At 70.2% G+C, this 26620-nt stretch carries 21 protein-coding genes and 5 pseudogenes; 13 read left to right on the top strand and 13 right to left on the bottom strand.

From position 1 onward, the window contains the following. Positions 1–253 precede the first annotated feature (253 nt). Positions 254–538, bottom strand: coding sequence for an N-acetyltransferase (locus ACFRIC_RS00005; RefSeq protein ID WP_382778168.1), 285 nt, complete (start codon positions 536–538; stop codon positions 254–256). A 304-nt stretch (positions 539–842) separates the two neighbouring features. On the opposite strand from ACFRIC_RS00005, the pseudogene ACFRIC_RS00010 reads away from it, so the two are divergent. After that, a pseudogene (locus tag ACFRIC_RS00010) lies at positions 843–1002 on the top strand (sigma factor); the annotation flags it as partial. Positions 1003–1500: 498 nt separating this feature from the next. On the opposite strand, the gene ACFRIC_RS00015 reads toward ACFRIC_RS00010, so the two are convergent. Further along, positions 1501–2259 carry an alpha/beta fold hydrolase gene (locus ACFRIC_RS00015; RefSeq protein WP_382778169.1) on the bottom strand — a complete coding sequence of 253 codons (759 nt, stop codon included), beginning with the start codon at positions 2257–2259 and terminating at the stop codon, positions 1501–1503. Positions 2260–2932: 673 nt separating this feature from the next. Here ACFRIC_RS00015 and ACFRIC_RS00020 point away from each other — a divergent pair. The 5 genes and pseudogenes from ACFRIC_RS00020 to ACFRIC_RS00040 all read left to right on the top strand — a co-directional run bounded on the left by ACFRIC_RS00020 (position 2933) and on the right by ACFRIC_RS00040 (position 8363). After that, a complete protein-coding gene (locus tag ACFRIC_RS00020; RefSeq protein ID WP_382778170.1) occupies positions 2933–5686 on the top strand; it encodes an AAA family ATPase in 2754 nt (917 codons plus the stop codon). A 421-nt stretch (positions 5687–6107) separates the two neighbouring features. Continuing rightward, positions 6108–6705 (top strand): annotated as a pseudogene (locus ACFRIC_RS00025) (molybdopterin-dependent oxidoreductase). Between the two features lie 49 nt (positions 6706–6754). Beyond that, positions 6755–7354: a molybdopterin-dependent oxidoreductase gene (locus ACFRIC_RS00030; RefSeq protein WP_382778171.1), complete on the top strand. Its 600-nt coding sequence runs from the start codon at positions 6755–6757 to the stop codon at positions 7352–7354. Between the two features lie 13 nt (positions 7355–7367). Further along, a complete protein-coding gene (locus ACFRIC_RS00035; RefSeq protein WP_382778172.1) occupies positions 7368–8081 on the top strand; it encodes an FAD-binding oxidoreductase in 714 nt (237 codons plus the stop codon). A gap of 27 nt (positions 8082–8108) precedes the next feature. Continuing rightward, entirely contained in the window at positions 8109–8363 is a 255-nt protein-coding gene (locus ACFRIC_RS00040) for a DUF6510 family protein (protein WP_382778851.1), read from the top strand. Positions 8364–8565: 202 nt separating this feature from the next. On the opposite strand, the gene ACFRIC_RS00045 is transcribed toward ACFRIC_RS00040, so the two are convergent. From ACFRIC_RS00045 to ACFRIC_RS00060, 4 genes are all read right to left on the bottom strand, one after another. Further along, positions 8566–8772 (bottom strand): DUF6417 family protein, encoded by a 207-nt coding sequence (locus ACFRIC_RS00045; RefSeq protein ID WP_382778173.1) that lies wholly within the window; start codon positions 8770–8772, stop codon positions 8566–8568. Positions 8773–8895: 123 nt separating this feature from the next. After that, positions 8896–9531: a DUF1524 domain-containing protein gene (locus ACFRIC_RS00050; RefSeq protein ID WP_382778174.1), complete on the bottom strand. Its 636-nt coding sequence runs from the start codon at positions 9529–9531 to the stop codon at positions 8896–8898. A 249-nt stretch (positions 9532–9780) separates the two neighbouring features. Beyond that, complete coding sequence (locus tag ACFRIC_RS00055) at positions 9781–10248, bottom strand: lamin tail domain-containing protein (RefSeq protein ID WP_382778175.1); 468 nt, start codon at positions 10246–10248, stop codon at positions 9781–9783. A gap of 590 nt (positions 10249–10838) precedes the next feature. After that, positions 10839–11144, bottom strand: coding sequence for a hypothetical protein (locus ACFRIC_RS00060; RefSeq protein WP_382778176.1), 306 nt, complete (start codon positions 11142–11144; stop codon positions 10839–10841). A gap of 46 nt (positions 11145–11190) precedes the next feature. Between ACFRIC_RS00060 and ACFRIC_RS00065 the strand changes: the two are divergent. Further along, a pseudogene (locus tag ACFRIC_RS00065) lies at positions 11191–11551 on the top strand (transposase); the annotation flags it as partial. A 101-nt stretch (positions 11552–11652) separates the two neighbouring features. Here the strand turns inward: ACFRIC_RS00065 and ACFRIC_RS00070 are convergent. Next, positions 11653–12215 (bottom strand): annotated as a pseudogene (locus ACFRIC_RS00070) (NUDIX hydrolase). A gap of 32 nt (positions 12216–12247) precedes the next feature. Further along, positions 12248–12382: a hypothetical protein gene (locus tag ACFRIC_RS00075; protein ID WP_382778177.1), complete on the bottom strand. Its 135-nt coding sequence runs from the start codon at positions 12380–12382 to the stop codon at positions 12248–12250. A 74-nt stretch (positions 12383–12456) separates the two neighbouring features. On the opposite strand from ACFRIC_RS00075, the gene ACFRIC_RS00080 reads away from it, so the two are divergent. Together ACFRIC_RS00080 and ACFRIC_RS00085 are read left to right on the top strand one after the other, a co-directional pair. Next, the gene (locus ACFRIC_RS00080; protein ID WP_382778852.1) at positions 12457–12918 is read left to right on the top strand and encodes an enoyl-CoA hydratase-related protein; all 462 of its coding nucleotides are present in this window, start codon (positions 12457–12459) and stop codon (positions 12916–12918) included. 226 nt (positions 12919–13144) lie between these two features. Beyond that, entirely contained in the window at positions 13145–13639 is a 495-nt protein-coding gene (locus tag ACFRIC_RS00085) for a GNAT family N-acetyltransferase (RefSeq protein WP_382778853.1), read from the top strand. A gap of 254 nt (positions 13640–13893) precedes the next feature. On the opposite strand, the pseudogene ACFRIC_RS00090 reads toward ACFRIC_RS00085, so the two are convergent. The 3 genes and pseudogenes from ACFRIC_RS00090 to ACFRIC_RS00100 all read right to left on the bottom strand — a co-directional run. Next, positions 13894–14184: pseudogene (locus ACFRIC_RS00090) on the bottom strand (carboxymuconolactone decarboxylase family protein); the annotation flags it as partial. An 89-nt stretch (positions 14185–14273) separates the two neighbouring features. After that, a complete protein-coding gene (locus ACFRIC_RS00095) occupies positions 14274–15638 on the bottom strand; it encodes a glutamate decarboxylase (RefSeq protein WP_382778178.1) in 1365 nt (454 codons plus the stop codon). 203 nt (positions 15639–15841) lie between these two features. After that, on the bottom strand, positions 15842–17029 hold the full coding sequence (locus ACFRIC_RS00100) for a serine hydrolase domain-containing protein (RefSeq protein ID WP_382778179.1): 1188 nt from the start codon (positions 17027–17029) through the stop codon (positions 15842–15844). 131 nt (positions 17030–17160) lie between these two features. Between ACFRIC_RS00100 and ACFRIC_RS00105 the strand changes: the two genes are divergently transcribed. Continuing rightward, positions 17161–18405: an RNA-guided endonuclease InsQ/TnpB family protein gene (locus tag ACFRIC_RS00105; RefSeq protein ID WP_382778180.1), complete on the top strand. Its 1245-nt coding sequence runs from the start codon at positions 17161–17163 to the stop codon at positions 18403–18405. Positions 18406–18511: 106 nt separating this feature from the next. On the opposite strand, the gene ACFRIC_RS00110 is transcribed toward ACFRIC_RS00105, so the two are convergent. Together ACFRIC_RS00110 and ACFRIC_RS00115 are read right to left on the bottom strand one after the other, a co-directional pair. Next, on the bottom strand, positions 18512–19096 hold the full coding sequence (locus ACFRIC_RS00110; protein WP_382778181.1) for a TerD family protein: 585 nt from the start codon (positions 19094–19096) through the stop codon (positions 18512–18514). Positions 19097–19294: 198 nt separating this feature from the next. Further along, a complete protein-coding gene (locus tag ACFRIC_RS00115) occupies positions 19295–21031 on the bottom strand; it encodes a hypothetical protein (protein ID WP_382778182.1) in 1737 nt (578 codons plus the stop codon). A gap of 83 nt (positions 21032–21114) precedes the next feature. Between ACFRIC_RS00115 and ACFRIC_RS00120 the strand changes: the two genes are divergently transcribed. From ACFRIC_RS00120 to ACFRIC_RS00130, 3 genes are read left to right on the top strand one after another with little or no spacing between them, the layout of a single operon-like run. Then, positions 21115–22875 (top strand): FHA domain-containing protein, encoded by a 1761-nt coding sequence (locus ACFRIC_RS00120; protein WP_382778183.1) that lies wholly within the window; start codon positions 21115–21117, stop codon positions 22873–22875. Next, positions 22872–24434 (top strand): protein kinase, encoded by a 1563-nt coding sequence (locus ACFRIC_RS00125; RefSeq protein ID WP_382778184.1) that lies wholly within the window; start codon positions 22872–22874, stop codon positions 24432–24434. The genes ACFRIC_RS00120 and ACFRIC_RS00125 overlap by 4 nt, the downstream gene beginning before the upstream one ends. A 47-nt stretch (positions 24435–24481) precedes the next feature. Next, complete coding sequence (locus ACFRIC_RS00130; RefSeq protein ID WP_382778185.1) at positions 24482–26545, top strand: hypothetical protein; 2064 nt, start codon at positions 24482–24484, stop codon at positions 26543–26545. The last annotated feature ends 75 nt before the right edge of the window (positions 26546–26620 follow it).

Raw genomic sequence — 26620 nt, forward strand, 5'->3', positions numbered from 1 at the left:
GGGGGGGGGCCGGGGTTGCCGGGGCCGCCCCCGGGGGGGGGGTGGGTGTCCATTTTGCCCGGGGCCCCGGGCGGGGGGGGGGGGGGGCCCGGGCCCCCCCCCCCCGCCGGTCCGTCAAGCGAGGACGACGCCGCACACACTCATCAACGCAGCTGAACGGGAGGCGCCCAAGCGGGGTCGCGGCCGACGTAAGCGACCAGCCGGTCCAGAGGCGTGTGCTTGCATCGATGGCGACTTCGGGACTGAAGGGCTCTCAACCACGAGCAGGGGCAGCGACGCCAGGCCGGCCGTGGGGGCAGTTCCCTCCCCCGGTCGTCCTGGGGACGCGCATCCGGCGCAGCAGGGCGCGGGTGAGCCGGGTGTCGAGTGTGGTGCGCCAGGTGATGCCAGGATACTGGGAATGCAGACGTGACAGGGCTCTGGTGCCCAGTCCGCAGTCGCGGAAGGGTTCGTCCAGGGTGACATCGGTGATCACGCCCTCGGCGCACGCCTCGCACGCGCGATAGGTCACCCGCCCGATCACTCTGCGGATGTGCACCAGCAGGAGGCACTCCCCACTTGCGTCCTCCGGCGAGGAAGACAGCAGGATCTCGACGCCGCGATAGGCAAGCAGCCTGCGATGCCATCGGCCCCGACGCCGTTTGGTGCGCCGGTGCCTTCCCTCGGCGGGCCGTGGTGTGGGGCGCGCCCAAAGCCCGTCCCGAACAGGAGGGTTACTCGTGGCATACGTCTGATTTACCTGCATAGCCATCGCGGGTGCCCCCTCACCACGGACGCATGTCACCCCGCTGCAAATCGTCTTGACGGCTCCGGCACCTGAGCGAGCGAGGCATGCCCTGCGATTCATCGTCCAGGTCGGCATGATCGGACTCATCAGGGCATCGACCGCTTCGAACTCACCCGCGACCGAGTTCACCTCCTTCGCGGGCCCCTACATCGTCGGCGAGATGAAGCGCTTTCCGCGACACCTCCTGGGCCGTCCCACGTCATCGGCCGTATCGGTCTTCGACCCTCACGCAGCTCTACCGGGGCGAGATCATCTCCCTGTCGCCGACGGGCCCCAGCAGGGCCGTTGGACATCAGTCTGAACCGCAGTAGGTCAGGTCGGAGACCTTCGCAATCGACTCGACCACGATTCCGTACCACAGTTCGGCAGCGCCGTGATTGCACGAGCAGCGGTCAAGACTGTGTCGTCCGTGAGCATGCCCTGCTGAAGGAGCCGCTCGGCGCTGATGGATGCAGTCCTGCACCAAGACGCCCAGCACGGCCACGTCAGGAAGCAACGGCTCCACCAGCGCCCACTGCTCATTCGTCAGGTCCGACGGATACCCACACCCAACACCGCTCAGTGTGCGCCCAACGAACGCTTCAGCAACGTGACACGGCAGATCTCAAACGCAGCCTCAGGGGCCAGGAAGGGTGCCGACCGCGTGGCAGGGAGGCAGGACCCGGCTGCCTCCCTGCTTGCCCTCGTTGTGGGGCTTGTACGCCAGCCTTGCGTCAGAGGGACTTGGCGGCTTCCCGGATGACGTCGAGGACGAAATCGGGCTGTGACAGCATCGGCACGTGGCTGCTGTCGACGGGGCGAGGGTGTGCACCCATGCGGGCGACGGCAGCACGCTGCAGCTCAGGGTTTACCGTCTCGTCCTGGTTGCCCACGATGAACCAGCTCGGCTTCGTGCGCCAGGCGGTGCCGGGCACCTGCTGGTCGAAGATGTCGGCGATCGGCACGGCACCCGTCGCCAGCACTAGCTTCTGCTCGGCCTCGGGCAGGTCGCCGCAGAAGTGGCCGATGCCCGACTCCTTCAGGTACACGCGGTTGTCGGCGACCTCGATGTGCCCGAACACCGGCGTCTTGTCGAACTTGTTCTGCTGATCCTGCGAGGTCTCGGTCTCGTCCGGGGCGAGCGCGCAGATGTACACCAGCGCGCCGACACGGTCGTGCATGCCCGCCTTGGTGATCAGGGTGCCGCCGTACGAGTGACCCACGAGCACGACCGGCCCAGGAACGTGGTTGATGCCGCGGGTGACGCACGCGACGTCTCCCTCGAGCGAGTCGAGGCCGTGCTGCGAGGCCCAGACCGTGTGCCCCTCGGCCTGAAGCGTGGGGATGAGTTTGCTGAAACACGAGCCGTCAGCCCAAAGCCCGTGCGCGAAAACAATGCTGGCCTTGTCCGTCATGATTTCCTCCTTCAGGAAAACCCGGAAACCGGCAAATTGCAGTGTGTTGGCTTTCCGCCTGATGGCCTCGTGTGGCACTCAGGCCGGATTTATGACCTGCCGCAGGTCCGAGCTCTTGTTTCGGGCCCAAGGCGTCATGCGGGCGAACATCTGACGTGGTGTTCGAAGTCGGTCGAAACGCGTGGACGGTGCATTGTCGCGAGCTTCCGGGAACCGGGGGCCACGCTCCACGGGATTCGAGTCCGAGGACCATCACCACGACCATCATCACCTCACTGACGGGGCCAATCCCTCACCTGTTTACGTGATGGAGTCGAGGGCGGCGTAGCAGATCGCCGGCGAGTCCGAACCACTCAGACTGCGCTGACCAGCGCAAACAACGGCTACAGGCGGCCGCTCACCCAAGACGGGGTGAGCATGGCGGATTGCCCTGCCCCTGGGCGGCCTGGCCGCGACAACGGCGCAGCGTGAGCCCCTCGCTCCCGCGCCAGAGGCGAACCCCCCGGAGCAGCCGGTGCTTTATACACGTAACTGCGAGTAAGTCTCACACCACCCGCGGGTTGGCCTACCTGCCATGCGAACCGCCGCACTGAATTTCGATCATGGTATTTGATCTAGAGTCCGGCCTATGCTGGGCGCGGAAAATTCTGTTCCTCGCATGCCTTCGCAGTGTCCATGCCGGTACTTCATCTGACGATGGAGATCGGCGCCGCCTCGAGCGCCGTTTCGCTGCGGCGCGGAAAATTTCACGGTGGTGCGCGTGTATCCGGGACCGTTGCGCGGCCGAAGCGAACCGGTGGCCAATGCCATCAGTGCCGTCCGAAGCGCAGTACACCATGGATCGAGCAGCCTGATCATGGTGAGCGGGCCGCCGGGTATCGGCAAGACGGCTCTGCTGCGAGAGGTGTCCTCCCAAACTGCCCGGATGGACGTACGGGTGGCTTCCGGCGGCTGTGAGCCGATGGACCAGGTCACCCCGGGCGCGCCAGTGATCGCCGCGCTGCGTAAAGGCCGCTCCCCCCTGGTGGATGCCGAGGAGTACGAGCAGATCGTCGCACTTTCCGGCCAGCCACTGCTGCTCGCCGAGCGGATCGCTGCCGTGCTTGAGTCCGCTGTGGCATCAGGGCCTGTGCTCGTGTGCCTCGATGACTGGCAGTGGGCGGATCGTGTCAGCCGGTTCATCACGAGGATGCTTCTCGACCGGTTCTTCGGCCTGCCCGTCCTCTGGTTGTTCGCCAGCCGCGACGAGGACGCTCTTACCGATTTGGCGGGATCGGACCCAGGCTCGATCGAACACATTCGGCTGGCGCCATTGACGACCGCCGACCTGGTGGACATCGCCCAGGATCGGCTCGGTCGCCTACCGGACGCGCGCACCCGCAGTTTCCTCGACGCAGCAGCCGGCAGCCCGCTGCTCGCCACGCAACTCCTCGACGACCTGGCACTGGCCGAGGTGCCCGGAAACCAGAACACCCTCTCGTTGCGGTTCAACACCGCCGTCGCCGAGCGTCTGTCGCAGGTGAGCCATGACGCGCGGACGCTGGTCGGCCTTGTGGCCGTAGCCGGTCGACCTGTGTCGCCCCGAGAAGCGTTGTACATGCTCTCGACCGCAGACAACGCTGGCGTGGGAGATGCAGTTGCCGAAGCATGCGCGTCCGGGCTGATCGAAGCCGACGGTGATTCCATGGCGACGCCTCACGATCTTGTGCGTGACGCGATTGTCGCGGCGATGCCGCGCGAGGATGTGCGCACATTCCATCGTCGGCTGGCCAGGTACTACTTCGAGTCGAAGGGCGACGTGCTCCTCGCCGCGGCGCATGCCAGCGATGCGGCAATGCCTGGCGACGTCACCAGCGCCCTCATCCTCGTGACCGCCGCGGAGCGCCTGGAGGACGTCAGCCCCGACGACGCGGGGGACCTTGCCGTACGTGCGTTCCGCATCCTGGCTCGCGAGCACGAGGAGTGGCTGGCGATGGGGCGGCGATGTCTGTCGGTGCTGCGCCGCACCGAACGGACGGACGATGCCATCAATGTCGCCGACCGGATCCTCGCGCGCATCGACGACACGAACGTCGCTGGCGAGGTGGAGAGCGAGGCGGCCCAGGCTCTTTGGCTCGGCGGCCGGCTCGGTCAGCTGCTCACCCGGGTCGAGCGGGTGCTGGCCAACGGTCCGCTGGCCCCCACGGTGGAGGCGCGACTGCGGTCTGCCAGTGCACTGGCCAACAGCCGCTTGCTGAGCGGTCAGCACGCAGCGAAGTTGGCCGAGGCTGCACTGGAGGGCGCCCGTGCGAGCGCCGACTCTGAGGCGATCGTCCTCGCGCTGCGTGCCTCCGGTGAAGCGGCACGTAACAGAGCTCTTCACCGGGAAGCACTGAAGTCGTTCCGCGAGCTGCGGACCTTGAGGGGATCCCTCCACCTGTCTGATGAGATCACGGAGCTTCAGTTCCTCGACCGCTACGACCACGCCCAGACCTTGCTCGATGAGGCCAGGGCGAACAGCGCGGACCGCACGACAGCGATCCTGCCGGCCTTGCAGTGCGCCCAGATCTGGCAGGACTACAACCTCGGCCGCAGTGACGAGGCCGAGGCGGGGGCGCGGACCCTGCTCGAGTTCGGGCGGGAGCTGGGAAACAATCTCTATGCCTTGGACGCGATCGTCGTGCAGACTGCGGTCGCCCTGCTGCGCGGGGACACGGAGGTCGGTGCCACCCGGTTCGCTGCCGCCGAGCGGCTGGCGGGCGCCGACAACGAGGTATGCCGGCCGGCGCTGATGGTTATGCGTGGTTGGCTTCGCGTAAGCCAAGGCGATATCGCCGCCGCGACGGCCGCATTCGGCCCACTCATGTCAGGCGATGCGAAGACCTGCAACTACTGGCCGCTGTGGCCGTGTTGGATGGGCCTGTTCTTCGCTGTCGGCTCCGCGGCGGCAGATCAGCGCTTCACCGACATGGTCGTGCAGGAAGCCGAAATCGCCGCTGAGCGCAATCCGGGTGTCGCCAGCTTCGAAGGGCTGGCTCTCAACGTCCGCGGCCGCAGCACCGGCGACCTTTCGCTGATCGCCGAGTCTGCGCAAGTGCTCGCCCGAAGCCCCCGTCCGCTTCTGCGCGCATTCGGGGCGGAGAGCTACGGAGAGGCGCTGCTGGCAATCGGGGACCGCTCCGCCGGACTCGCGCAGCTGGACAGCGCATGGGACAACTACGACCGGATCGGCGCAATCAAGTACCGCAACAAGGTCCAGAGCGTTATGAGCGACGCAGGCACCCGTCGGCGCGCCAAGTGGGCAGCCGCGGCCGCCCGCCCGAGCTCAGGCTGGGGCGCGCTCACTGAAGCGGAGCGTCGTGTGGCTGCCCTCGTCGCCAGCGGGCACACCAACCGATCTGCCGCCAAGGAACTCGGCGTGTCCGTGAATACAGTCGGAACCCACCTACGTCTGGTCTTCAGCAAGCTCAAAATCCAATCGCGGGTGCAGTTGGTCAACATCCTGCATGCCGAAGGGCGCGGATAGACACACCGCCGGTGAACGACAGCCTCGGGTTACTGTGTGGCCGGCAGTCACGGTCCAAGCCCGCGACTGCGCCGCACGCTTGTCCGGTCCCTGGTCGATCAGTCTCCGATTCGGGCAGCAACCACCGCCAGTCCGCCCGGCCTCTGCGCGAGCGGACCGCGCTCCAGCTCCCATGCCGTCCTGGCCCGATGTCGCGATCGCCCTCGCCACCAGCGCAACCGCGCCCTCGGCCTTCGTCGCCCGACACTTCGATTCTTCGTAGGTTGCTGCAGGTCGCGCGCCGAGCGCGGGAACCACATAAAGTCGGTACCAAATGCCACCATATGGGTCCAGGCGGCTGTGGACGCTGCGAACTCGGTGCCAGGAATGTCCCGCATGCAGACCGGTCCTCCGGCTCTGGTGTTGTAGGAAGGAGCCCGGTGTGGGCGTGACCCCCGGCTTCCGCGGCAAGAAGGGGTTCGATCTCAGCCGTCTCCCTCCGGGCCAATATCCCACCGAGGACTTTCCCGTGCTTTCTGCGGGGCACGACGCCGCGCATCAGCACCGATGAGTGGCGGTTCACGGTAACGACCCAGGCTGGCGACCGGAAAGTGTGGACGTGGACCCAGGTGATGGCGCTGCCACAGCAGGACATCGCCGCCGACCTGCACTGCGTCACTCGTTGGTCAAAGTTCGACACACGCTGGCGCGGGATCGCTGTCGAAGATGTCTTGGGCCAGGTCGACACGACCGATGCCTTCGTAGTCGCGCACAGCTACGGCGGCTACACCACCAACCTGCCTCTGGTGGACATCCTGGGCGGTCGGGCCTGGATCGTGCACAGCTTTGACGGCTTTGCGTTGTCGCCCGAGCACGGGGGGCCGGCACGGCTGCTCGTGCCCCACCTGTACTTGTGGAAGTCGGCCAAGTGGCTTAACGGGCTCACGCTGAGCAACGTGGACAAGCCAGGCTTTTGGGAGTCAGCGGGCTACCACAACTACGGCGATCCCTGGCGCGAACAGCGCGGCTGGAAGGACTGACGACCGCGTCGCGCGAGCGGCGCCTGAGACTCTCATCAGGGAGGCAATCGTGCGTGGTTTGACCCCCGGCTTCCGCACCCGGAGACGTGGTGATGGGGACCGCCTTCCCCCGGGCCAGTTCGTGACTGAGGATTTCCCGGTGCTCTCTGCCGGCCCCACGCCCGTCATCGCAACCGACGGCTGGACTTTTACCCTGACGACGGAAGCCGGTGCCCAACGCTCCTGGACGTGGCCCCAGTTGATGGCGCTGCCACAGGAGGACTTCACCACCGACCTGCATTGCGTTACCCGCTGGACCAAGTTCGGCACCCAGTGGCGCGGGGTGAGCCTGGATGTTCTCCTCGAAGGCGTCGTCACCGACGCGCGGTACGCATGGGTCGAGTCCTACGGCGGCTACACGACCAACCTGCCGCTGGCGGACCTGCAGGCGGGCAAGGCGTGGATCGCCCACACCTACGACGGAAGCCCCCTTGCGGCCGAGCACGGCGGGCCCGTACGACTGCTGGTCCCGCACCTGTATCTGTGGAAGTCCGCGAAGTGGGTCAGTGGAATCCAATTGCGGGTCAACGACCAGCAAGGCTTCTGGGAGTCCTTGGGCTATCACGACTACGGCGACCCCTGGAGCGAGCAGCGCACGTGGGGCGACTGACCGGGAGGCCACGATGGGCAACTGGACCACAGCTCAACTGGTGTCACGGACCGAGGAATCGGACACAGCCCGGACACTGCACCTTCAGGTCCCGAATTGGCCGGGTCACCTGTCCGGTCAGCACATCGATGTCCGGCTCACCGCCGATGACGGCTACCAGGCTGTTCGCAGCTACTCGCTCTCGGCGCCGGTGGACGGCGACCGGATCTCCATCTCCGTGCAGCCCGCCCCGTACGGCGAGGTATCGCCGTACCTGGCCGAGGAGTTTCCCGAAGGTGCTGAGATCGAGATTCGTGGGCCTCTGGGCGGCTGGTTCGTGTGGCGCCCAGACCGTGTAGAGCCGGTCCTGCTCGTCGCTGGCGGCTCGGGCGTAGCCCCGTTGGCTGCGATGCTGCGGACCCGTGTCGCACAGTCCGCAGGACCGCCGTTCCGTCTTGTCTACTCCCTGCGCAGCCCGCAGGAACGCTGGTTCGGCGACGCGCTGGACGCCCTCACCGACCAGGCGGGCGTGGGGGTGGACTACATCTACACCCGGCAGGCCCCTGAAGGTGCAACACGCCCGGTCGGCCGGATCGCGGAGGGGGACCTCCGGCTCAACGATTTCGACCCGGCTGTGGGACCGCTGTGTTTCATCTGCGGTCCCACAGCATTCGTAGAGCGGTGCGCCAACATCCTCGTCGCGCTCGGACACCGCCCGGACCAGGTGCGGACCGAGCGCTTCGGCTGAAGCTTGATCCAGGAGACAGCCATGACCATGCAAGATGGGAACGTGCTCGCCGGCCCGCTGTCGGAGGTCTTCGCCGTAGATCTGACGACCGCGCAGCGCCTATGCCCAGGTTGCGGAACCGACAGCGCTGTGGGGGCCCTCCACGTCTACGGCATGGGAGCCGCATCGGTCGCCCGTTGCCCGACTTGCGGGGATGTCGCCTTCCGAATCGCGCGGCATCCAGGCGTCCTCTGGCTCGACTTCGGAGGCGGTGGAGCCTTGCGCATTCCCATTCCTGAGTGAGGTTCTTCTCAGCGGTGATCACTTCAAGAATGGAGGATGCGAGTTGCGTGGGCAATGTCAACGATCCGGCTCGGATCACCAGGCCGCGATGGATGAACACGCGCAGACAACGACGCCCCCAGCCGCCTCGGCCGGATCCGCGACTGTCCCACGCACGGCACGCGAAGGATGCGGAGCGCCGATTCCGGTGACGCGGCAGGCGTCAGTTCTCTGACGGGATCCGCGCGGCGATCTCCCTCGCAAGCCGGTTCGCCTGCGGCGAGAGGGAATGTCCATCCTGCCCGATCGTCAGCAGGAGCTGGAGCAGGTCGTGTGCTTCCTGCAATGTCAGCAGGGCCAGTCTCTCGGTCTGATCGTCCATCGACGCAAAGTCGATCTCGTCGAGATCGAGGTGGTCGTAGTTGTCCATGGCGAGGCCAACTCCCTTGCCTGTGTTTGCGTTGCGGGCCGGCTCTGCCTGCGCTCTGCCAGGAGTATCTGCGCTGAGGCACGCAGAGCTTTTCCGGCAGCCCGTACCTGGTTCAGGTCGTGCTCAGTTGGCGCAGGTGTCGATCATGGAGGACAGTGCGCCCTTCTCGGCGTCGGTGGTGGTCAGTTTCCAGACCGCTTTGATGTGGGTGTAGTCCTTGGCGTAGGTGCACCAGAAGGCGTGGTTGGTGGGTTTCCAGTCGGCCGGACCGCTGTCGGACTTGGAGGAGTTCGATGACTCGGAGGCGATGAGGAGCTGGGGGTCTTTGAGGTCGTTGCCGAAGGCTTTGCGCTGCTCGGCGGTCCAGGTGTCGGCGCCGGAGCGCCATGCTTCGGCGAGGGGGACCATGTGGTCGATGGTGGCCTGGGCGACGACGGTGACGGTGGTGTCGTCGTAGGCGGAGTACCAGGCGCCGCTGGTGGGTTGGCAGGTGTTCGGCTGGTCTTGGATGTTCTTGCCGTCGCGGGCGAGGACGTCCTGGCGGGTGGTGCATCCGTCGGGCTGGGTGGACCAGATGTCGAACTTGTCGCGGGCGTAACCGTCCATGGAGTGCGGGGCGGCTACGCTCAGGGCGGCGAGTTCGCTGCGTGCGGTCGCGGTCGACGGGGGTGCGGGCGGCTCGGCCAGGGCCGGCCCGGCAGCCAGGCCGAGGATGACGAGGGAAACTGTGGGCAGGCCGAACATGGTGCGGCGGAACATGAACTCTCCAAAGGATGTGGGGGGTTGGAGATGCGCGTTCTTGAGGTAAGCGCACTGCCCACCGGCTGCGCTACGCGCGTTGAGCGGGCGTTTCAACCCCTCCACGCCGCCTTCACCACGCCGTCACCACCGTAGAAGCGCGCAACCGAACAGCGGGCCGGGCCTCAGGTGATTGGCCCGGCCGCACCGGCGTTACCACCGCTCGCCCGGCGAGGAGCAGTCCCGGGCGAGCGGGTGGTTCAGGTCCGGTCAGCGGTGGAAGTGGTGGCGGCCCCAGGAGGCGTCGTCGACGAAGCGGCCGTGGTCGTTGCGCAGGGTGGCGGTGTCGCGGTCGTTGTTCCACACGTAGGCGCGGCGGTCCTGGAACAGGTCGGTGCGACTGTCGCGGCCAATGCCGGTGTGGACACGGACCGTCGCACGGCCGGCCAAGCGGTAGTGGTCGAAGGTGTAGGTGTGGCCGTCCCGGTCAGAGAGGGTCCAGCCATCCAGGTTCACGCCACGGCGACCGTTGTTGGTGATCTCCACCCACTCCGCGTTCAAGGAGCGGTTGGAGCGGTCGTCACGGCCCGGCGAGTCGTACTGCACATCGCTGATCTCCACCGCCTGGCGGTGCGGGCGGGGATCAGCGGCCGATGCCGGGACCGCGATCGCGGCGGTGATGGCAGCGGCGGTCAGCGCGGCAGCGGTCAGGCGACGGGCAGACGTGGAAACGGTCATCGGGAATCCCCCTGCAATGGTGCGGGCACAGCCCTGAAACGCCCTGGTGGGTGCCGGGTTGTGCGGTGTGCGGGTGGCGGCCGGCCGGCCGCGCATTCACACCATGCCCGCCGACTCGTCAGGATGTGAACGCCATCCGGGGTGCGTTACCGATCAACCGCATCGCCGTGACACTTGGCTGCAAGAGCCATCCATACTGCATATGCGCGAAGTTGACGCATGCTCGGCTTCAGCGACCCTGCCGCAGTTGGCCTTCGGGCACTGTTCGCCATGCAGCGCCACCCCACCCGGCATCGAGTCGTCACCCGAAAGTGAGTAACAGCACTCCTGGGAAAGCATGGGAGCCGGCGCGCAAGCCCTCTTTTCGGTCGAGACGGCGCTCATGCGTCGGGAACACGCCGCCTTGTAAGGGCGGACGTAGCTGTCGGCATGTCTGTCCAGGTCACTACGGCTATAGCGGTGGCCCGGGTGAGCGGCACATCTCGACCGCGGCAAGCCGTCGTTGACCGTGGTTGACCGCACGATGTAGCACGGCCAATGCTCGATCCATGAACGGCTCTGCCCAAAGATCACCAGTAGACACTCTCGGCTCAAGCGTCCAGCTTACGGATCTGTCGTTGCGTCACCTTGTGTCGGACGCGACCAGAAAGCCGCTCCAGTTCGGAGCGACCCGCTTGTTGAGGAACGCGGGCCAGGGCGCGTACAGCAGTGCCAATCAGCGGGGTTCGCAAGGGCGCACGTTCGACCAGGTCTCCTAGGGTGCGGATGGATGCGGGGTGCGGCGGCAGCAAGGAGAGCAGCCAGGTGAACCCGGCGAGCGCAGGCAAGTTGTACGGGTCGTAGCCGCCGTCCCAGCGGCCCCCTCCGTCGGCGGCGAGGTCCAGCCAGGGCGTCACCGTCCGGCGGATCTCCTCGGTGCTGATCGGGGCGGTGAGGGCCAGCGCCCTGCGACCTGGGCGTATGCACGACGCCACGGGCGTCCGCACGAAGGCATCGCGGTCTGCTTCCAGCACTTCCCCGACGTCGAAGTCCTCCTGGACGACGGCTACCTCGGCCTGAGCCGCGACCACCGCGGCCAAGCGATCACACCGCCCAAAAACCGCGGCCGGGAGCATTGCCCGGCAGAGTCGAGCAGTGGGAACGGGACCGACACGGACACTCGTCCGACCGCATCACCGTCGAACACGCCCTCGCTGATCACAAACGCTGGAAGCAACTGACCCGCTGGACACACCGGCGAGATGTCCTGCCCGACACCTACCGCGCCATCGCCGGCCTCTCCGACCGCACCACTAACGTCTGAAAACCGGCCACGGCCAGGCCGAACACGCCTCACCCGCTTCACGCACCAACTCGTAGTCCCGCGCGCCGAACTGAACGACCGCAACGAGACCACAGACAAGGTCAGGACCGGGTAGTCCGGGACGCAAGGTACCGGCTGAAAACTTCGTGGCTGTCGGGGGTGAAGGACCATTCCAGTAGCGCCGATCCCAGATCCGGCTCGGTCAGCCAGTCGTGCCAGGCGATCTCATCGGGGTCGGCGGTCACGGTGTCCGGCACCACGGCTTCGTGCACGCCGAGCCAGTGAGGGCTCAAGCCGCTGCGGTTGATGAACGTGAACAGCAGGCGTGGCAGTGCACGGATGCCCAGCTCCTCGGTCAGCTCCCGCGCGGCGGCCTGTTCATAGGATTCGCCAACATTCACGGCGCCACCGACCATGACCTCGTGGAGCCCGGGGAAGCGCGAAAGGTGCTCAGACCGTCGGTGGACGAGGATCCGGTCACGCTCATCACGGCATACCGTCACGGCGATCCGGTGCAGCCAGCCCTCCTGGATGGCCTGCCGTCGGCTGACCACCACCCCAGCAAACGGTCTTGATCGTCGACACGTTCCACCCGTTCGTCCACGGCACACACCCTGGCAGAGCCCACTGACAACGCGCAGCGGGCGCTGCGCTGGACATGCATCTCGGGGATGGGCGTCAACGGGTTCTGTCGGATCAGAAGAGTTCGCCGAGTTCGGGGAGGGCTTGTTCGACTGAGGTGATCCGGTATCCGCCGCGCTGGTAGAGGCCGCCGTCTCGTCCGTGGAGGGTCCAGGCTTTCGCGGCCGCGCGGTCAGGTGTTGCCGCCATCAGGTGGAGTGTGAGGACCGGTACGTGCGTTGGTGAGCCGGCAGGGGGCGGGCATCAGCCTCGGCGACCATCAGGTGCGGCGCGCTGCGCCGGTCGGGACATGCCTCCCGGAACAGCGCGCCAGCGGAGGGGATGCCTTCGGGCAGCAGGAGGTGAGCCGGGGCATCGTCGCGCTCGGCGGCGCGACGATACGGCTGCCCGAGCGGGTCGGCTGGGGCAACGCCATGCGCTACCTCCTCACCGGTGACGAGTTCGACGCACACGAGGCCTGGCGCATCGGCCTGGTGCAGGAGGTGGTCCCCGCCAGCGAGCACCTGGACCGGGCGCTGGAACTGGCCCACCGGATCGCGGCACAGGCCCCGCTCGCGGTCGAGGCCACCCTGGCCGACGCGCGCACCGTTCTGGCCGGGCCCCTCGCGAGGTCGGCGGCCGCCCTGCGCGGCGAGGTGGGCCCGCGGCTCTTCGCCACGGGCGACGCCGCGGAAGGCGTCGCCTCCTTGATCGAGCGCAGGGCGCCCGTCTTCCGGGGTGCCTGACCGGCCGCCGAACACCCCGGCCACCGGCGGCTCCCGCCCGCGAACAGAGAGAAGAGCGCATGCACGCACGCATCGGCGACCAGCCACGGCACTACGAGAGGCTGGGTCTGACACCCGGTGTCGTCCAGGACTGGGAGGACGGGCTGCGTCGGTGGTGGGGCGGGCTTCTGGCCTCTGCGTGCGAGCTCGGGACGGGTGCGGCCCTGGCTACCCTTTCCTCGTGGCCATGCCGACTCTCACCCCGATGGGGTTCACCCCGGACGAGATCGCCGAGGCCGTCGGCATCTACGCGAGCAACCCCGAGTACTACCGCAGCTCTGGTGAGTACGACCCCGAGCACATCGCGCCCGACCACATCGAGGCCGACCTGCGCGAGGAGGCCGGCGGCGAGGGAGGCCATGTCCTGCTCGCCCGTGACGCCGAGGGCCGGGCCGTCGGACTGGTCTGTCTGCTGGACCGGCACCCCACGGACGGATACCCCTGGATCGGGCTGCTGATCGTGCACGGAGACCAGCGCCGCCGGGGCATCGGCCGACTGCTCGTGGCGGCTGTCAAGGACCGGTTCCGCCGCCAGGGGCGGGACGGTCTCAGGATCGCCGTCCTGGAGAACAACCCCTCGGCCTCCGCCTTCTGGAGTGCACTGGGCTGGCAGGAGATCGACCGCCGCCGCGACATCCAGTGGGGCCGGCCCTGCATCGTGATGCACAAACCGCTGGCCTGAACCGGACACGCCGTCGGCTCGGGCCGATTTCGCAGCGCTTGGGCCAAGCGTGACCAGCCGCCCTGAACCACCGCACCCCCGACGCCGGGCCTCCCGGCCGGACCAAGGTCCCGGTCCTCAGGAGCCGGCCGTTCCGCCCGGTCACCGGTCCTGCGCCGCCTCGGCGAACACCTCCGCGGCAATCCGGTACCCTCGAAGGCCCGCGCGGCTCCCGCGTACGCGGCGATCTGGATGAACACCTCGGCGACCTCCTCGGGCGTGGCACCGTTGTTCAGCGCGATGCGGAGCTGTCCGCGCAGGGGTTCCAGGGTGCCGAGGACGGCGGCGATCGTGACGGAGACCAGGGCGCGGGTGCGGGTGTCGAGGACCTCGTCGCGGGGCCAGGCAGCGCCGAAGGTCTGCACGGTGGCGAGCCGTTTGAAGCCCGCCCCGTTGGCGGGCTCGCCCGGGGTGGGTTCGAGGAACCGCTCCAGCGGGATGCCGAGCAGGCGTTCCGCGTGAGCGAGCGCCTCGGCGTAGCCGCCTTCCTCCTGAGGGGTCGGCATGGTTCCTCACCTTCCGGAGCCGGAGCCGTGGCCGTGCGGGGCCGTCGTCGTCGGTGTCCGGTCGTCCGACGGCTCTTGGGGGCGGTGCGTCAGTAGCCGGTGCCGCGCTTGACCTGGGCCCGTTCGGTCCCGTGGGTCGCGCCCTTGGCGTCCAGCGTGCGGCACGCGTCGGCGATGTCCTGGCCCAGGCGGTCGATCTGCTCGCGGCTCATGGTCTCCTTGACCAGGGCGCGCATGATCTTCACCCGCTCCGCGTTGGGCGGGAGCGTGTACGCCGGCACCATCCAGCCCCGCTCGGCCGAGAGCTGCCAGGCGATGTCGGACTCGTCGTAGGTGTGCTCGCCGGCGAGGCGGAAGGCGACCAGCGGCAGTTGTTCGAGGTCGGCGCCGATCACTTCGAAGCGGCCGCTGTCGCGCAGGTTGTCCGCCAGGGCGCGGGCGTTCTGCTGCATCATCTTCATGACGTAGGTGTAGCCCTGACGGCCCAGGCGTACGAAGTTGTAGTACTGCGCGAGGACCATCGAGGCGCCGGTGGAGAAGTTCAGCGTGAACGTCGCGTCGGTCTTGCCCAGGTAGTTCTCGTAGAACACGAGGTCCTTGGCCAGGTCGGACTCCTCGCGGAAGACCAGCCATCCGATGCCGGGGTAGACCAGGCCGTACTTGTGCCCCGAGACGTTGATGGACCGGACCTGTTCGAGCCGGAAGTCCCATTTCGAGTCCGGGTAGAGGAAGGGCCACACGAACGCGCCGCTGGCGCCGTCGACGTGGATCGGGATGTCGAGGTCCCGCTTTTGGCGGACCTCCCGCAGGAGTTTGTCGATCCCGACGACGTCGTCCTTGTGGCCGGTGAACGTGGTGCCGAGGACGGCGACGACACCGATCGTGTTCTCGTCGAGGTGGGGTTCCACGTCCTCCGGGCCGATCGTGTACTTGCCCTCGGCGAGCGGCACGATCCGCGGCTCGACGTCGAAGTAGCGGCAGAACTTCTCCCATACGACGTGGACGTCTCCCCCGAAGATCAGGTTGGGCCGGTCGGTGGACAGGCCGGCCGCCTGGCGGCGCTCGCGCCACTTCCACTTCAGCGACAGCGCGCCGAGCATGATCGCCTCGGACGATCCCTGGGTCCGGCATCCGGCCGTCGGGCCCGGCGCGTGGAAGAGGTCGGCGAGCATGCGCACGCACCGCTGCTCGATCTCGGCGGAGATGGGGTACTCCGCGTGGTCGATGAAGTTGCGGTGGAGGTTCTCGGCGATCAGCCGTTGCGCCTCAGGTTCCATCCAGGTGGTGACGAACGTGGCGAGGTTGCGCTGCGGGTCGCCCTCCATGGCGAGATCCACGTCCACGAGCCTCATCGCGTCCGTCGCGGACATGCCTTCCTCGGGGAAGGTCTCCGCGGGAGCGGGCTTGGTCAGGAACCGGTTGCCGAAAAGACCCTCATCGTCACGTTTAGTCATAAAATGATTCAAGCAGCGCCAGGGCCGCTACGGGCGGGGGACACACCCAAAGGGGCTACGGCCCGGGCCCCGGTCCGGCCCGCCGGCACCGGCTCGGTCACGGGCCCCGTTCCACGCCGCGGCACCGGCTCGGTCCCGGGCCACTCCTCGGTTCGGCCGTCGCATCGTCCTCGAACGGTGACTCAGGAGCGTTGCCGTCGCGGTCAGTCGTCGATGGCCTGGTAGACGGCGGTCCAGAGGTCCTGCCACATCGGCAGGCTCTGGTCCCCCGCGTGGGCCCGCTGCATGACGAAGATCGCCGTCATGTCCTCGGCGGGATCGTTGTACCAGGCGGTGCCGTACAGACCCGGCCAGCCGTAGCTCCCGGCCGAGGGGCCCAGGTGCGTGCGGTGGGTGCGTACCGACATCCCGAAGCCCCAGCCCATCGTGGCGAAGTACCCCGGCCAGAACCCGGAGACCGCCTTCTGCGCCGGTGTCAGGTGGTCGCTCGTCATCAGGGTGACCGACGGCCGCGAGAGCACCCGCTCGCCGTTGCGGGCGCCGCCCGCGAGCAGGGCCGAGGCGAAGGCGAGGTAGTCCTCGGCGGTCGAGACGAGCCCGCCGCCGCCTCCTTCGAACACCGGCGGCCTGCTCCACCGCCCGTCGGGGCCGTCCTCGACCACCGGCTCACCGTCGGCGTCGTCGCGCTCGTACGCCGTCGCCAGCCGGCCGGTGCTCTCGCCGGCCACGCTGAAGGCGGTGTCCTTCATGCCGAGCGGACCGCAGATCCGCTCGCGTACGGCGTCCCCGAAGGACATGCCCGTCGCCCGGGCGATGAGCACGCCGGTCACGTCGGCTGCCGTGTCGTACATCCAGCGCTCACCCGGTTGATGGACGAGCGGGAGCGTGCCGAGCCGGCCCAGCCACTCGTCCGCCGGCGGCCTGCCGAGTGCGTCCAGCGCGTCCGCGATCGGGACCGTTCCCGGTTCGGCCGGGACCATGCCGGTGCCCAAGGTGTAGGTCAGCAGATCCCGCAGCGTGATCGGGCGTTCCGCCGCGACGGTGTCGTCCAGTGGTCCACCGGGATCGGCGAGCACGGTCATGTCCGCCAGCTCCGGCAGGAGATCGTCAACCGGGTCGTCGAGGCGCAGGGTGCAGTCCTCGACGAGGGTCATGGCGCACGCAGCAACGACCGGTTTCGTCATCGAGGCCATGCGGCAGATCGTGTCGCCCGCCATCGGCGTCCTCGAGCCCGCGCCCTGGAACGCGAGCGTGCCCGTCGCCTCGACGTGCACCTGGCCGTGCCGGGCGAGGACGACCACCATCCCGGGGACGAAGCCGGCGTCGACGTGACGCTCGGCCAGTTCCCGCACCCGGACCAGCCGTTTCGACGAGAAGCCACCGGCAGTCATCAGGTCTCCTTCGTGGATACCCCGGCCTTCAGGCTGGGGAGGAAACGAAGCTCCTGCGGAGCAGGGCAGGGAAAGCCGGTTCGCCCCTTGGGCGGAGCGGCGTTGTAAGTGGCGGCCGTTAGGTTGTTCGCGTGCATCTGCGGTATTCTTTCCGGATCGAGCCGACGCCGGGTCAGCGCATAGCGCTGGCCCGTACGTTCGGCTGTGCCCGGGTGGTCTACAACGATGCGCTGGCCGCGAGGAAGGCCGCCTACCAGGCGGACAGGTCGCGTATCCCGACGGGTGTTCTGGCACGGCGGGTGATCACGGAGGCGAAGCGGACGCCCGAGCGGGCGTGGCTGGCCGAGGTGTCCGTGGACGCCTTGCAGTCCTCCCTGCGGGACCTGGATACGGCGTACGCGAACTTTTTCGCGTCGGTGTCGGGGAAGCGGCGTGGTCGCCGTGTGGGCCTGCCCCGGTTCAAGTCGAAGCGGGAGACGCGGCAGTCGGTCCGGTTCTCGAAGAACGGGTTCCGGCTGCGGGACAACAAGCGGCTGAACCTCGCAAAGATCGGGGACGTCCGGGTCCGCTGGTCCCGGGAGCTGCCGTCGGCTCCATCCTCGGTGACCGTGATCAAGGATCCGTCGGGCCGGTACTTCGCGAGTTTCGTCGTGCAGGTCGAGCCCGAGCCGCTCGCGCCCGTCACGTCCGAGGTCGGCATCGACCTGGGGCTGATGCATTACGCCGTTCTGTCCGACGGGCGGGTGATCGACAATCCGCGCTTCCTGCGGCGTGCCGAGCGGAGGCTGAGGAAGGCGCAGCAGGCGTTGAGCCGCAAGGCGAAGGGGTCGAGGAACCGGGCCAAGGCCCGGCTGAAGGTCGCTCGTGCGCACGCCCGGGTGGCCGATGCGCGCAGGAACTGGTGCCACCAGAGCGCTTCGAGGCTGGTCCGCGACAACCAAGCGGTCTACCTCGAAGACCTGGCGGTCTCCGGCCTGGCCCGCACCCGGCTCGCCAAGTCTGTGCACGATGCCGCGTGGGGCATGTTCCGCCGCGTGCTGGCGGACAAGGCAGCCCGCTACGGCCGGCATGCCGGCATCGTCTCCCGCTGGCTGCCCTCCTCGCAGACGTGCTCGGTGTGCTGGGTCGTGGACGGGACGAAGCAGCTGCACGTACGCATCTGGCGGTGCGAAGGCTGCAGTACCGAACATGATCGTGACCTCAATGCGTCGCGAGTGATCCTCGCCGCCGGGCAGGCGGAGAGGCTAAACGCCCCTGGAGGGCCGGTCAGCCCTGGAGTGGAAACCCCACGCCAGGCACGGCCCGTTGAACGGGGAACCCACCCGAAGGCCCAGCCGGTCACCACCGGCAGCCAGGCGGGAATCCCCGCCCTTTAGGGCAGGGAGGATGTCAAACGTCTCCTCCTCGGCCCGTCGGCAACGTACACCTCGCGCCCCGGCCTCCGCTCCGGGAGATGAGGGGCCGCGCCGCTTCGTCCACGGACTACTTGCTGACGGCGAAGCGCATCAGGGCGTGCTCGTCCCCCTGCTTGATCTTCCCCGTCGTATTGATCACTTCGAGCTTCCAGCCGGTGTCGACCCGCAGCGCCTTCGCCACGGCGCAGCCGTTGTCCTGGGTGAGCAGGCTGGGCCAGATGTCGGCGACCTGCTGCGAGCTCCCGCCGGTCGCGTCGTACACCTTGAAACTGATGTTGCGTGCCTTCTCGAAGGCGCTGCCCTTCTTGTACGCGGCGGCGACGAACACGATCGACGTGATGTGGGGCGGGATCCCGGCGAACTCGACGGTCACCGTCTCGTCGTCGCCGCTCCCGTGCCCGGTCTGGTTGTCGCCGCTGTGGACCAACGAGCCGTTGCCCATGGGGTCGAGGGAGTCGAGGCCGGCGAGGCGCACCGGGTCGCGGCCCTGCATGGCGATGGCGATCAGGTCCAGGTCGGTGCCCGACTTGCGGCGCAGTTTGCCCAGCATCCCGCCACTGCTGCCGGCCGTGGGGTCCCAGGACACGCCGATGGACAGATGGGTCACTCCGGCCAGGTCCGCGGGGCCGTCTTCCTTGGTGAGCGTGATCATGTCTGGGCTGTTCCTCTCGATCAGGGCTACTACAGGCAGAGTTTGCCCGGGCCCTGGTTGGTTCCACAGACGCGGGGTGTTCTTCGCCGGCGTGAGCGGTGTGCGTGCCTCACCGGCGTGGTGTCCTCCCGGCCGGTGCGGCTGTCCGGGGTGGCTCAGCCGGTGGGTGGCCGTATTCGATCGGTGCTTGGTCCGAAGTCACCGCCCCTTTCCGGAGGCATATGCGGCAGGGTGTGCTGCTCTCGGCCTTGCGCGGGCCATGTCATGCCCCCTATAACCGTCCGTGCAGGCATCGGTGGGGATGGCCGGAAATGGCAGGTGTCGTCGGCCAGGGGGATCCTCAGCTCCGCCGGGATCAGCAGCAGCGTCCGCAGACCCACGGAGACCGAGGACATGACCGACAACGCCTTTCGCGATGCCATGACCCGCCTCGCCGTCGACCCGGCCTTCAGGGCCGAACTCGACGGTGACACCGAGGAGGTGGCCCGAAGACTGGGCCTGACACCCGCCCAGGTCGGTGAACTCCGCGCCCTGCGCGTCGAGTCCGGCACCGTCGGGGGACCGGCCGCGCTCGACCCGCGCCTGTCCAAGTCGTCCCTGTTCTTCGGGAGCGCGGCACACGCGCTGGCACACCATGACGTTCCCGATGTCCCCACCGACCATGTGTCGGGCGATCCCGTCACCGTCGATCACACGCCTGACCAGCCGCCTTTCCCCGCTGACGGCCACGTGGGCGTCGGGGGCTTCGGCACTGACGGCCACGTGGGCGTCGGCGGCCTCGACACCGACGGCCATGTTGGCGTCGGCGGCTTCGACGTCTCCGCCACGGGTTCCCAGAGCCTGCTCGGCGGAGGGCTGGGCCAGGGGGCAGCGGCCGATGTCGGCGGCGGATTGGGTGAGTTCGGGGACGGCGGCCTCGGTGGCGGCGGCGACTTCGGCAGCTTCGGGGACGGCGGCTTCGGTGACGGTGGTGCCGGATCCGGTGGTGGCTTCGGCGACGGCGGGTTCGGGGACGGGGGCCTTGGTGGCGGCGGCGACTTCGGCGGATTCGGGGGCGGCGGGGCCGATGGCGGCTTCGGCGGCGGGTTCGGTGACGGCGGCTTGGGCGGCGGTGGTGCCGACGGCGGGTTCGGTGGCCTCGGTGACGGCGGCTTCGGCGGCGGGGACAGCGGTGGCGGGTTCGGGGACGGTGGCCTCGGGGGCGGTGGCGGGTTCGGCGACGGCGGGTTCGGTGACGGTGGTGCCGGGTCCGGTGGCGGACTCGGCGGGTTCGGTGGCCTCGGGGGTCACGGCGGTGGCTTCGGTGGCGAAGGCGGCGGCGACGCGGGGCACTTCGGGCACGGCGGCATCTACGACCGCGGCGAGGACGGCGGTGGCGGCGGGGACAGCGGTGGCGAGGGCGGCGGCGGAGACAGCGGCGGCAGTGGCGGCGGCGACCAGGAGAACACCGGACGCCGTCCCGGCGGCGGAGAAGGCGGCGGAAGCGGCGGCGGAGAGGGTGGCGGGGGCGGCGGTGAAGGCGGTGGCGGCTCCGGTGGCGGTGAGGGCGGCGGCCACGGCGGCTCCGGGGGCGGCGACGGCGGGGGTTCCGGCGGCGGCGACGGCGGTAGCGGCGAAGAGGGTGGCGGGCACGGTCACGGCGGCGGATCCGGCGGTGGCGGTGAAGGCGGCAGCGGTGGCGGTGGCGGTGATCAGGAGAACACCGGGCGGCGGCCCGGCGGCGGCGGTGGTGAGCCCGGTGGCGGTGACGGCAGTGGTGGCGGGGGTGGTGACCAGGAGAACACCGGGCGCCGGCCCGGCGGCGGCGGTGAACCCGGCGGAGGCGACGGCGGGGGCGGCGAAGGCGGCGGCGGTGGCCGCGCGGGCGTTCTCGGCGGTGCCGAGCGCGTGCGCGGCGGTGTGAGCGCCCCCGGCCTCGACGGCCTCTCCACCCACCTCTCCCCCGCCGCGCCCGACACCGACGGCGGCTTCTCCGGCGGAACGTCTCTCAGCGGCTCCGGCGCGGGCTGAACCGGCGCATGCTCTGCCACGCCTGCCGCGTCCACGTGCGGCGCGACTTCCCGTACTGCCTGCACTGCGGCACCCTGCGCCGCGGCGCGGCACCGACGTCGTACGCCGCGCCGCACCTGCGCGGCCTCGACGATCCCGCCCTGCTCGTCCCGCTCACCGGCCCGGTCACCACGCTGGGCCGGGGCGCGGACAGCGACGTCGTCCTGGCCGACGCCAGCGTGTCGCGCCGCCACGCCCGGATCGTCCGTACGGAGTCGGGTTTCCGGATCGAGGACCTGGACTCGTTCAACGGCACGGCCGTCGCGGGCGTCGACCTGCACGGCGGCGCGGCCCACCTCGCCGACGGCACCGAGCTGTCCGTCGGCGACGTACGGCTGGTGTTCGAGCAGCCCCGCGAGGCCCACATCGGCCAGCGCACCCAGGTCGTGGGCACCCAGCTCACCCAACTCCCCACCGCCGCGCAGGAGGAGGCGGCGCCGGAGGCGAACGGGCCGCTCACCGCGCGCCCGCGCCGCCGCTCCGGGTGGGCGCTCAAGCAGGTGCCCGCCGACCGCGGCGAGGCCCGCTGGGTGCTCAACAACACCCGTACCGGCAGGTACTTGGAGCTGGACGAGCGCCAGGTCTTCCTCTGGAACGCCGTCGACGGCGAGAACACCGTACGGGACCTGCTGTTCGCCTACGCCGACCGCTACGGTGAACTCGCCCTGCCGCGCATCGAGTCGGCGCTCGCCGCGTTCGCGGACGCGGGACTGCTGCGCGGCTTGCCCGGCCGCCCCGAGGACGTGCAGCGGACGGGCTGGCGGCGGGTGGGGCACGCCGTGTACCGGGCGCTGCTGAAGCTGGAGATCTCCGTCCCCGGCCTCGACCGGGTGGTCGCCCGTCTCTACCAGGCCTTCGGGTGGCGGCTGTTCACCCGCACCGGCGTGACGCTGGTGTGGCTGTCGGTGGCCGGCGGGCCGGTCGCGTTCTTCGTCGCGCAGGGCCGGCAGCATCTGCTGGACTTCGGCGGGGCGGGCGTCCGGGGCCCGGTGCTCCTGGCCGCCGGGTACATCTCCGCGCTGGTCGTCCACGAGCTGACGCACGCGCTGGCCGTGAAGTCGTACGGCCGCAAGGTCCGGCGCGGCGGGTTCCTGCTCATGATGGGCATGCCGTTCGCGTTCGTGGACACCAGCGACATGTGGTTCGGCACCCGCTGGTCACGTGTGGTCGTCGCGCTGTCGGGGCCGCTGTCGACGGCGGCGCTGGCCGGCTGGTGCGCGGCCGGCGCGGCCTTCCTGCCCGCCGGGGCGGCCTCGGCGATCCTGTTCCAACTCGCCTTCGGGCTCTACCTGAACACGCTGTACAACTTCAACCCGCTGATGCCGCTGGACGGTTACCAGGCCCTGACCGATGCGCTGCGCGTGCCGCGGCTGCGTGAGGAGGCGAGCGCGTACTTCCGCACGGGCCTGTGGCGGGATCTGCGCGCGGGCAGCCGGCCCGGCCCGCGGCAGGCGGGCATGGCCGCGTACGGCCTGGCGGTCGTCGTGGGTACGTACGGCTTCCTCGTCCTGGCCCTGCTGGCCTGGCGCTCCCGGATCGGCGACCTGCTGGAGGGGTGGCTGTCCCCGGCGTGGACCGGGGTCGTCGAGGCCGTCGTGGTAGCTCTGGTGGCCTTCCCGGTGTGGTCCGCGCCGGTGCGCTGGCTGGTCCGGCGGGTGCGGTGCCGGCGGGACGCGCGGGGCGCGGCACCGGCTCCGACGATGGGGACGGCCCTGAAAGGGACGGCATGAGCGAGGACGCCGTCGGATCCGGCCGGTGGGCCGTGTCCGGTTACGAAGAGGTGCGCGCGCTCGGCGAGGGGGCCGGCGGGCGGGTCGTCCTGGCCCGGCACACCGCGACCGGGGTGCCGGTGGCGGTCAAGTACCTCGGTGAACACCTGCGCTGCGACCGGGAGTTCCTCGCCCGCTTCCGCGCGGAGGCCCGGCTCCTCGGCGAGCTGCGGCACCCGTGCGTGGTGCGGCTGTACGAGTACGTCGAGGCGCGCGGCGGGGCCGCGATCGTGATGGAGGCGGTGGACGGCGTCAGCCTGCGCCACCTGCTGCGCCGGCACGGGGCGACCGGCCCCGAGGCCGCCCTGGTGCTGCTCAAGGGCTCCCTGCTGGGCCTGGGCGCGGCGCACGCGGCCGGGGTGGTCCACCGCGACTACAAGCCGGAGAACGTCCTGGTCCGCGCCGACGGTACGAGCGCTCTCGCCGACTTCGGGATCGCCGTACGCGCCGGACGCGAGACCGAGGCCGCCGGCACGCCCGCCTACATGGCGCCCGAGCGGTGGCAGGGCGAACCGGCCGGGCCGGCCGGCGACGTGTACGCCGCGGCGGCGGTGTTCCACGAGTGCCTGACCGGGCGCCGCCCCTTCACCGGCGACGACGTGGCCGCGCTGCGTCTGCAGCATCTGCGGGCCCCCGTCCCGCTGGAGGACGTACCCGATCCCGTACGGGGGCTGCTGCGCCGGGGGTTGGCCAAGGACCCGGAGCAACGGCCGGGCATCGAGGCGTTCCTGGCCGATCTGGAGCGTTCGGCCGTCGAGGGGTACGGGGCCGGCTGGGAGGAGCGCGGACGCCGCAGGCTCGCCGAACTCACCGCGCTGCTCGCCCTGTTGTTCCCGTTCACCGCGACGGCGACGCTCGAAGCCCCGGCCCGGGCCCTGACCCTGCTGGGGCGGGTGAGGCGCAGCGGATGGAAGGCCGCCGTGGGGGCGGCCGCGCTGGCGGTCGTGGCGGGCGGGGTGACGTCCGTTGCGGCCCGTCCGCACGACACGTCGACCACGGTGGCCAGTTCGGTGCCCTCGGCCCTCGACTCACCGACTCCGACGGCCTCTTCGCCGTCCGCGTCCGCGACCGGCGCCTCCCCCACGGCCGACACCACCCCCACCACCACCCCCTCGGGCAGCCCGGCGCTCTCCCCCGCCCCCACGGTGAGCGCCGCCCCTCCGGCGGACTCCCCCGCGCCGACGACCGCGAGCCCGGCCACGCCCACACCCGGCACGGTCACGATCTCCATCGGCTCCTGGCAGCGGGGGCAGGCCCCCGGCTCGCTGGTCGCCGCCGTCACCGTCGACACGACCGGCACCTCGCCCGTGACCGTCACGGCCGACTACTACGTGGACACGCCCGCCGACCCCTACGGCCACCAGACCCGGGTGCTGTCCGGGAGCACGCACTACCCCGTGACCTTCGTGGCCGACTTCGCCAACCACCCGTGCCGCGGCACCTGGACGGTCACGCTCACCAGCACTCCGGCGGCCGCGAACGGACCGCAGACGGCCACCCTGGACGCGCCGCCGTGCTGAGCGCCGTACCGGGCGAGGACGCCGTACCCGGCGAGAAACGGACCGACATGACGACAGCCACCACCGTCGCCGGGCGCACCCTGTCGGGCTGGTCGCGCGACGCCCGCCACGGCACCTGGCACGCGCTGCTCCCGGCCCGGTCCGGTGAGCCGGTGCTCGGCGCGCTGCGCGTCGACCGTGCCCTGCTCGCGCCGCGGGGCACGCGCGAACGGCTCGCGGCGGCCGTACTCGCCGTCGCGAGGCTCCGGTTGCCCGGGGTGCTCGGCACCGTCGACCTCGTCGCGGAGGCCGGGGAGGTGTGGCTGATCACCGCCCGGCCACCGGCCCCCACCCTCGCGGACCTCCTGGCCCGCGGGGGTACGGGCCCCGACGCGGGAAGCGCGGCCAGCGTCCTGAACGAGACCGCGCAGACCCTGCTCGCCCTGCACGCGGCCGGCCTCGCCCACGGGGCGCTGGCCGCGGACACCGTGGCCCTGGCCCCGGACGGCGTCGCCCTGCTCGCCGAGGCGGGGCTGGGCACGGTGCTGGGTGACGGCACGGGGGCCGGTGACAGCACGGGGGCGGGTGAGGGCATCGGCACGGTGCCGGGGGGCGGGCCGGGCTCCGCTCGGCGTGCGGCGGACGTCGCGGCCTGGGCCGGCCTGGCCCGCACCCTCGGCGAGGCATGGGTGCCTGCCGGCACCCCGGCGGCCGCTGTGTTCGCGCGCTGTCGCGCCACCGCCGGTTCCGAGGGGCTGGCGGCGGCCCGGGCGGCCCTGGTCGCCGGGCGCGCGGCGCTTCCGGAGGGTTTCCTGCGGCGTACGGAGCTGCGCGCGGCGGTGGCTGCGGCGACGGTGACGGTGACGGCGGTGGACGGGGCGGGGGTGGATGACCGGCGTGTGCGTCCTCGGGAGGGGGGTGGTGGAGCCCTCGGGTCCGGTGTCGCTGGTTCCGGTGTAATTGGTTCCGGGGCTGCCGGTTCCGATATCGCCGGCCTTGAAGCCGCGGGGTCTGGGGAGTTCGGGGGTACGGAGTCCAGGGGCGCAGAGTCTGTGGGGGCGGGCGCTGCGGGCGCGAGTGCCCGGGACGCAGGCCCCGGGGGTGCAGAGCCCAGGGACGCGGGTGCCCGAGACGCAGGTGCCCGGGACGCAGAGTCCGGGGACGCAGATGCCCAGGCTGCAGGCTCCGGAGGTGCAGAGCCCGGGAACGCGGGTGCCCGAGACGCAGGTGCCCGGGGTACAGGCACCGGGGGTACAGGCCCCGGGGGTGCAGAGCCCGGAGACGCAGGTGCCCGGGACACCGGCTCCGGACGTACAGAATCCGGACGTACGGAGTCCGGGGGTGCGGGTTCCGAAGGCACAGGCACAGGTGCCGGGGCCGCGGCCGGGGTTCCGGATGGGGACGGGTCCAGGCGCGCCGTGCCGGACGAGCAGCTCACCCTGCCCGGCCGCACCGGCTCCCGCTCCGCCCCGCGCCGGCCCCGCTCCGCCGCCCCGGACGACCAGGCCACCCTCCTCGGTAAACGCAACCGCACCCCCGCCGGGCCCTCGGCGACACCAGCCGACCCCCTGGCAGCGGCACCCGCCGGGGCGACGGCGCCGGCCCCGACCGGTGAAGGCGAGGACGACGGCGAGATCCTCCTGCGCTTCGGTCCCGGCGTCCCCCTGGAGGCGCAGGACGTCCTGCGCGCCCAGTGGCGTACCGCGCCCGTACCGTCCGACAGCCGTCCCCGCCGCTGCAGACGGCGGGCCTGGATCGCCACGGCGGCCTTCCTGTCCGCCGCGGCCGTCCTGCTGTGGCTGCTGCTGCGCCCCTCCCCCGCCCCGACGGTCACCTCCGTCGAAGTCCGGTCGCCCGCCGGGCGGTTGCACTGCGGGCAGACCGCCGATCTGGTCGGCGTCGTGACCACCGACGGCCGCGGCGGCCCGGTGACGTACCACTGGCTGCGCAGCGACGGCCACGACTCCGGCGAGCTGGTCCGCACGGCCCGCCGGGGCGAGCGCCGGGTCACCGTGCACCTGCGCTGGACGGTCCGCGGCCCCGGCAGCTTCCGGGGAACGGCCCGCCTGCGGGTCACCCACCAGCACAAGTCGCCCGAGGCGGAAGGGGTGTTCAGCTACACCTGCTCCTGACGGACCCGGCCACCGGGCGGCGGCCAAACCGGCTGTCTGCCGGGCGGATCACCCCTCGGGTCCGCTGATCAGCAG

It is taken from the genome of Streptomyces sp. NPDC056738 (genome assembly GCF_042790435.1).
Lineage (GTDB): Bacteria > Actinomycetota > Actinomycetes > Streptomycetales > Streptomycetaceae > Streptomyces.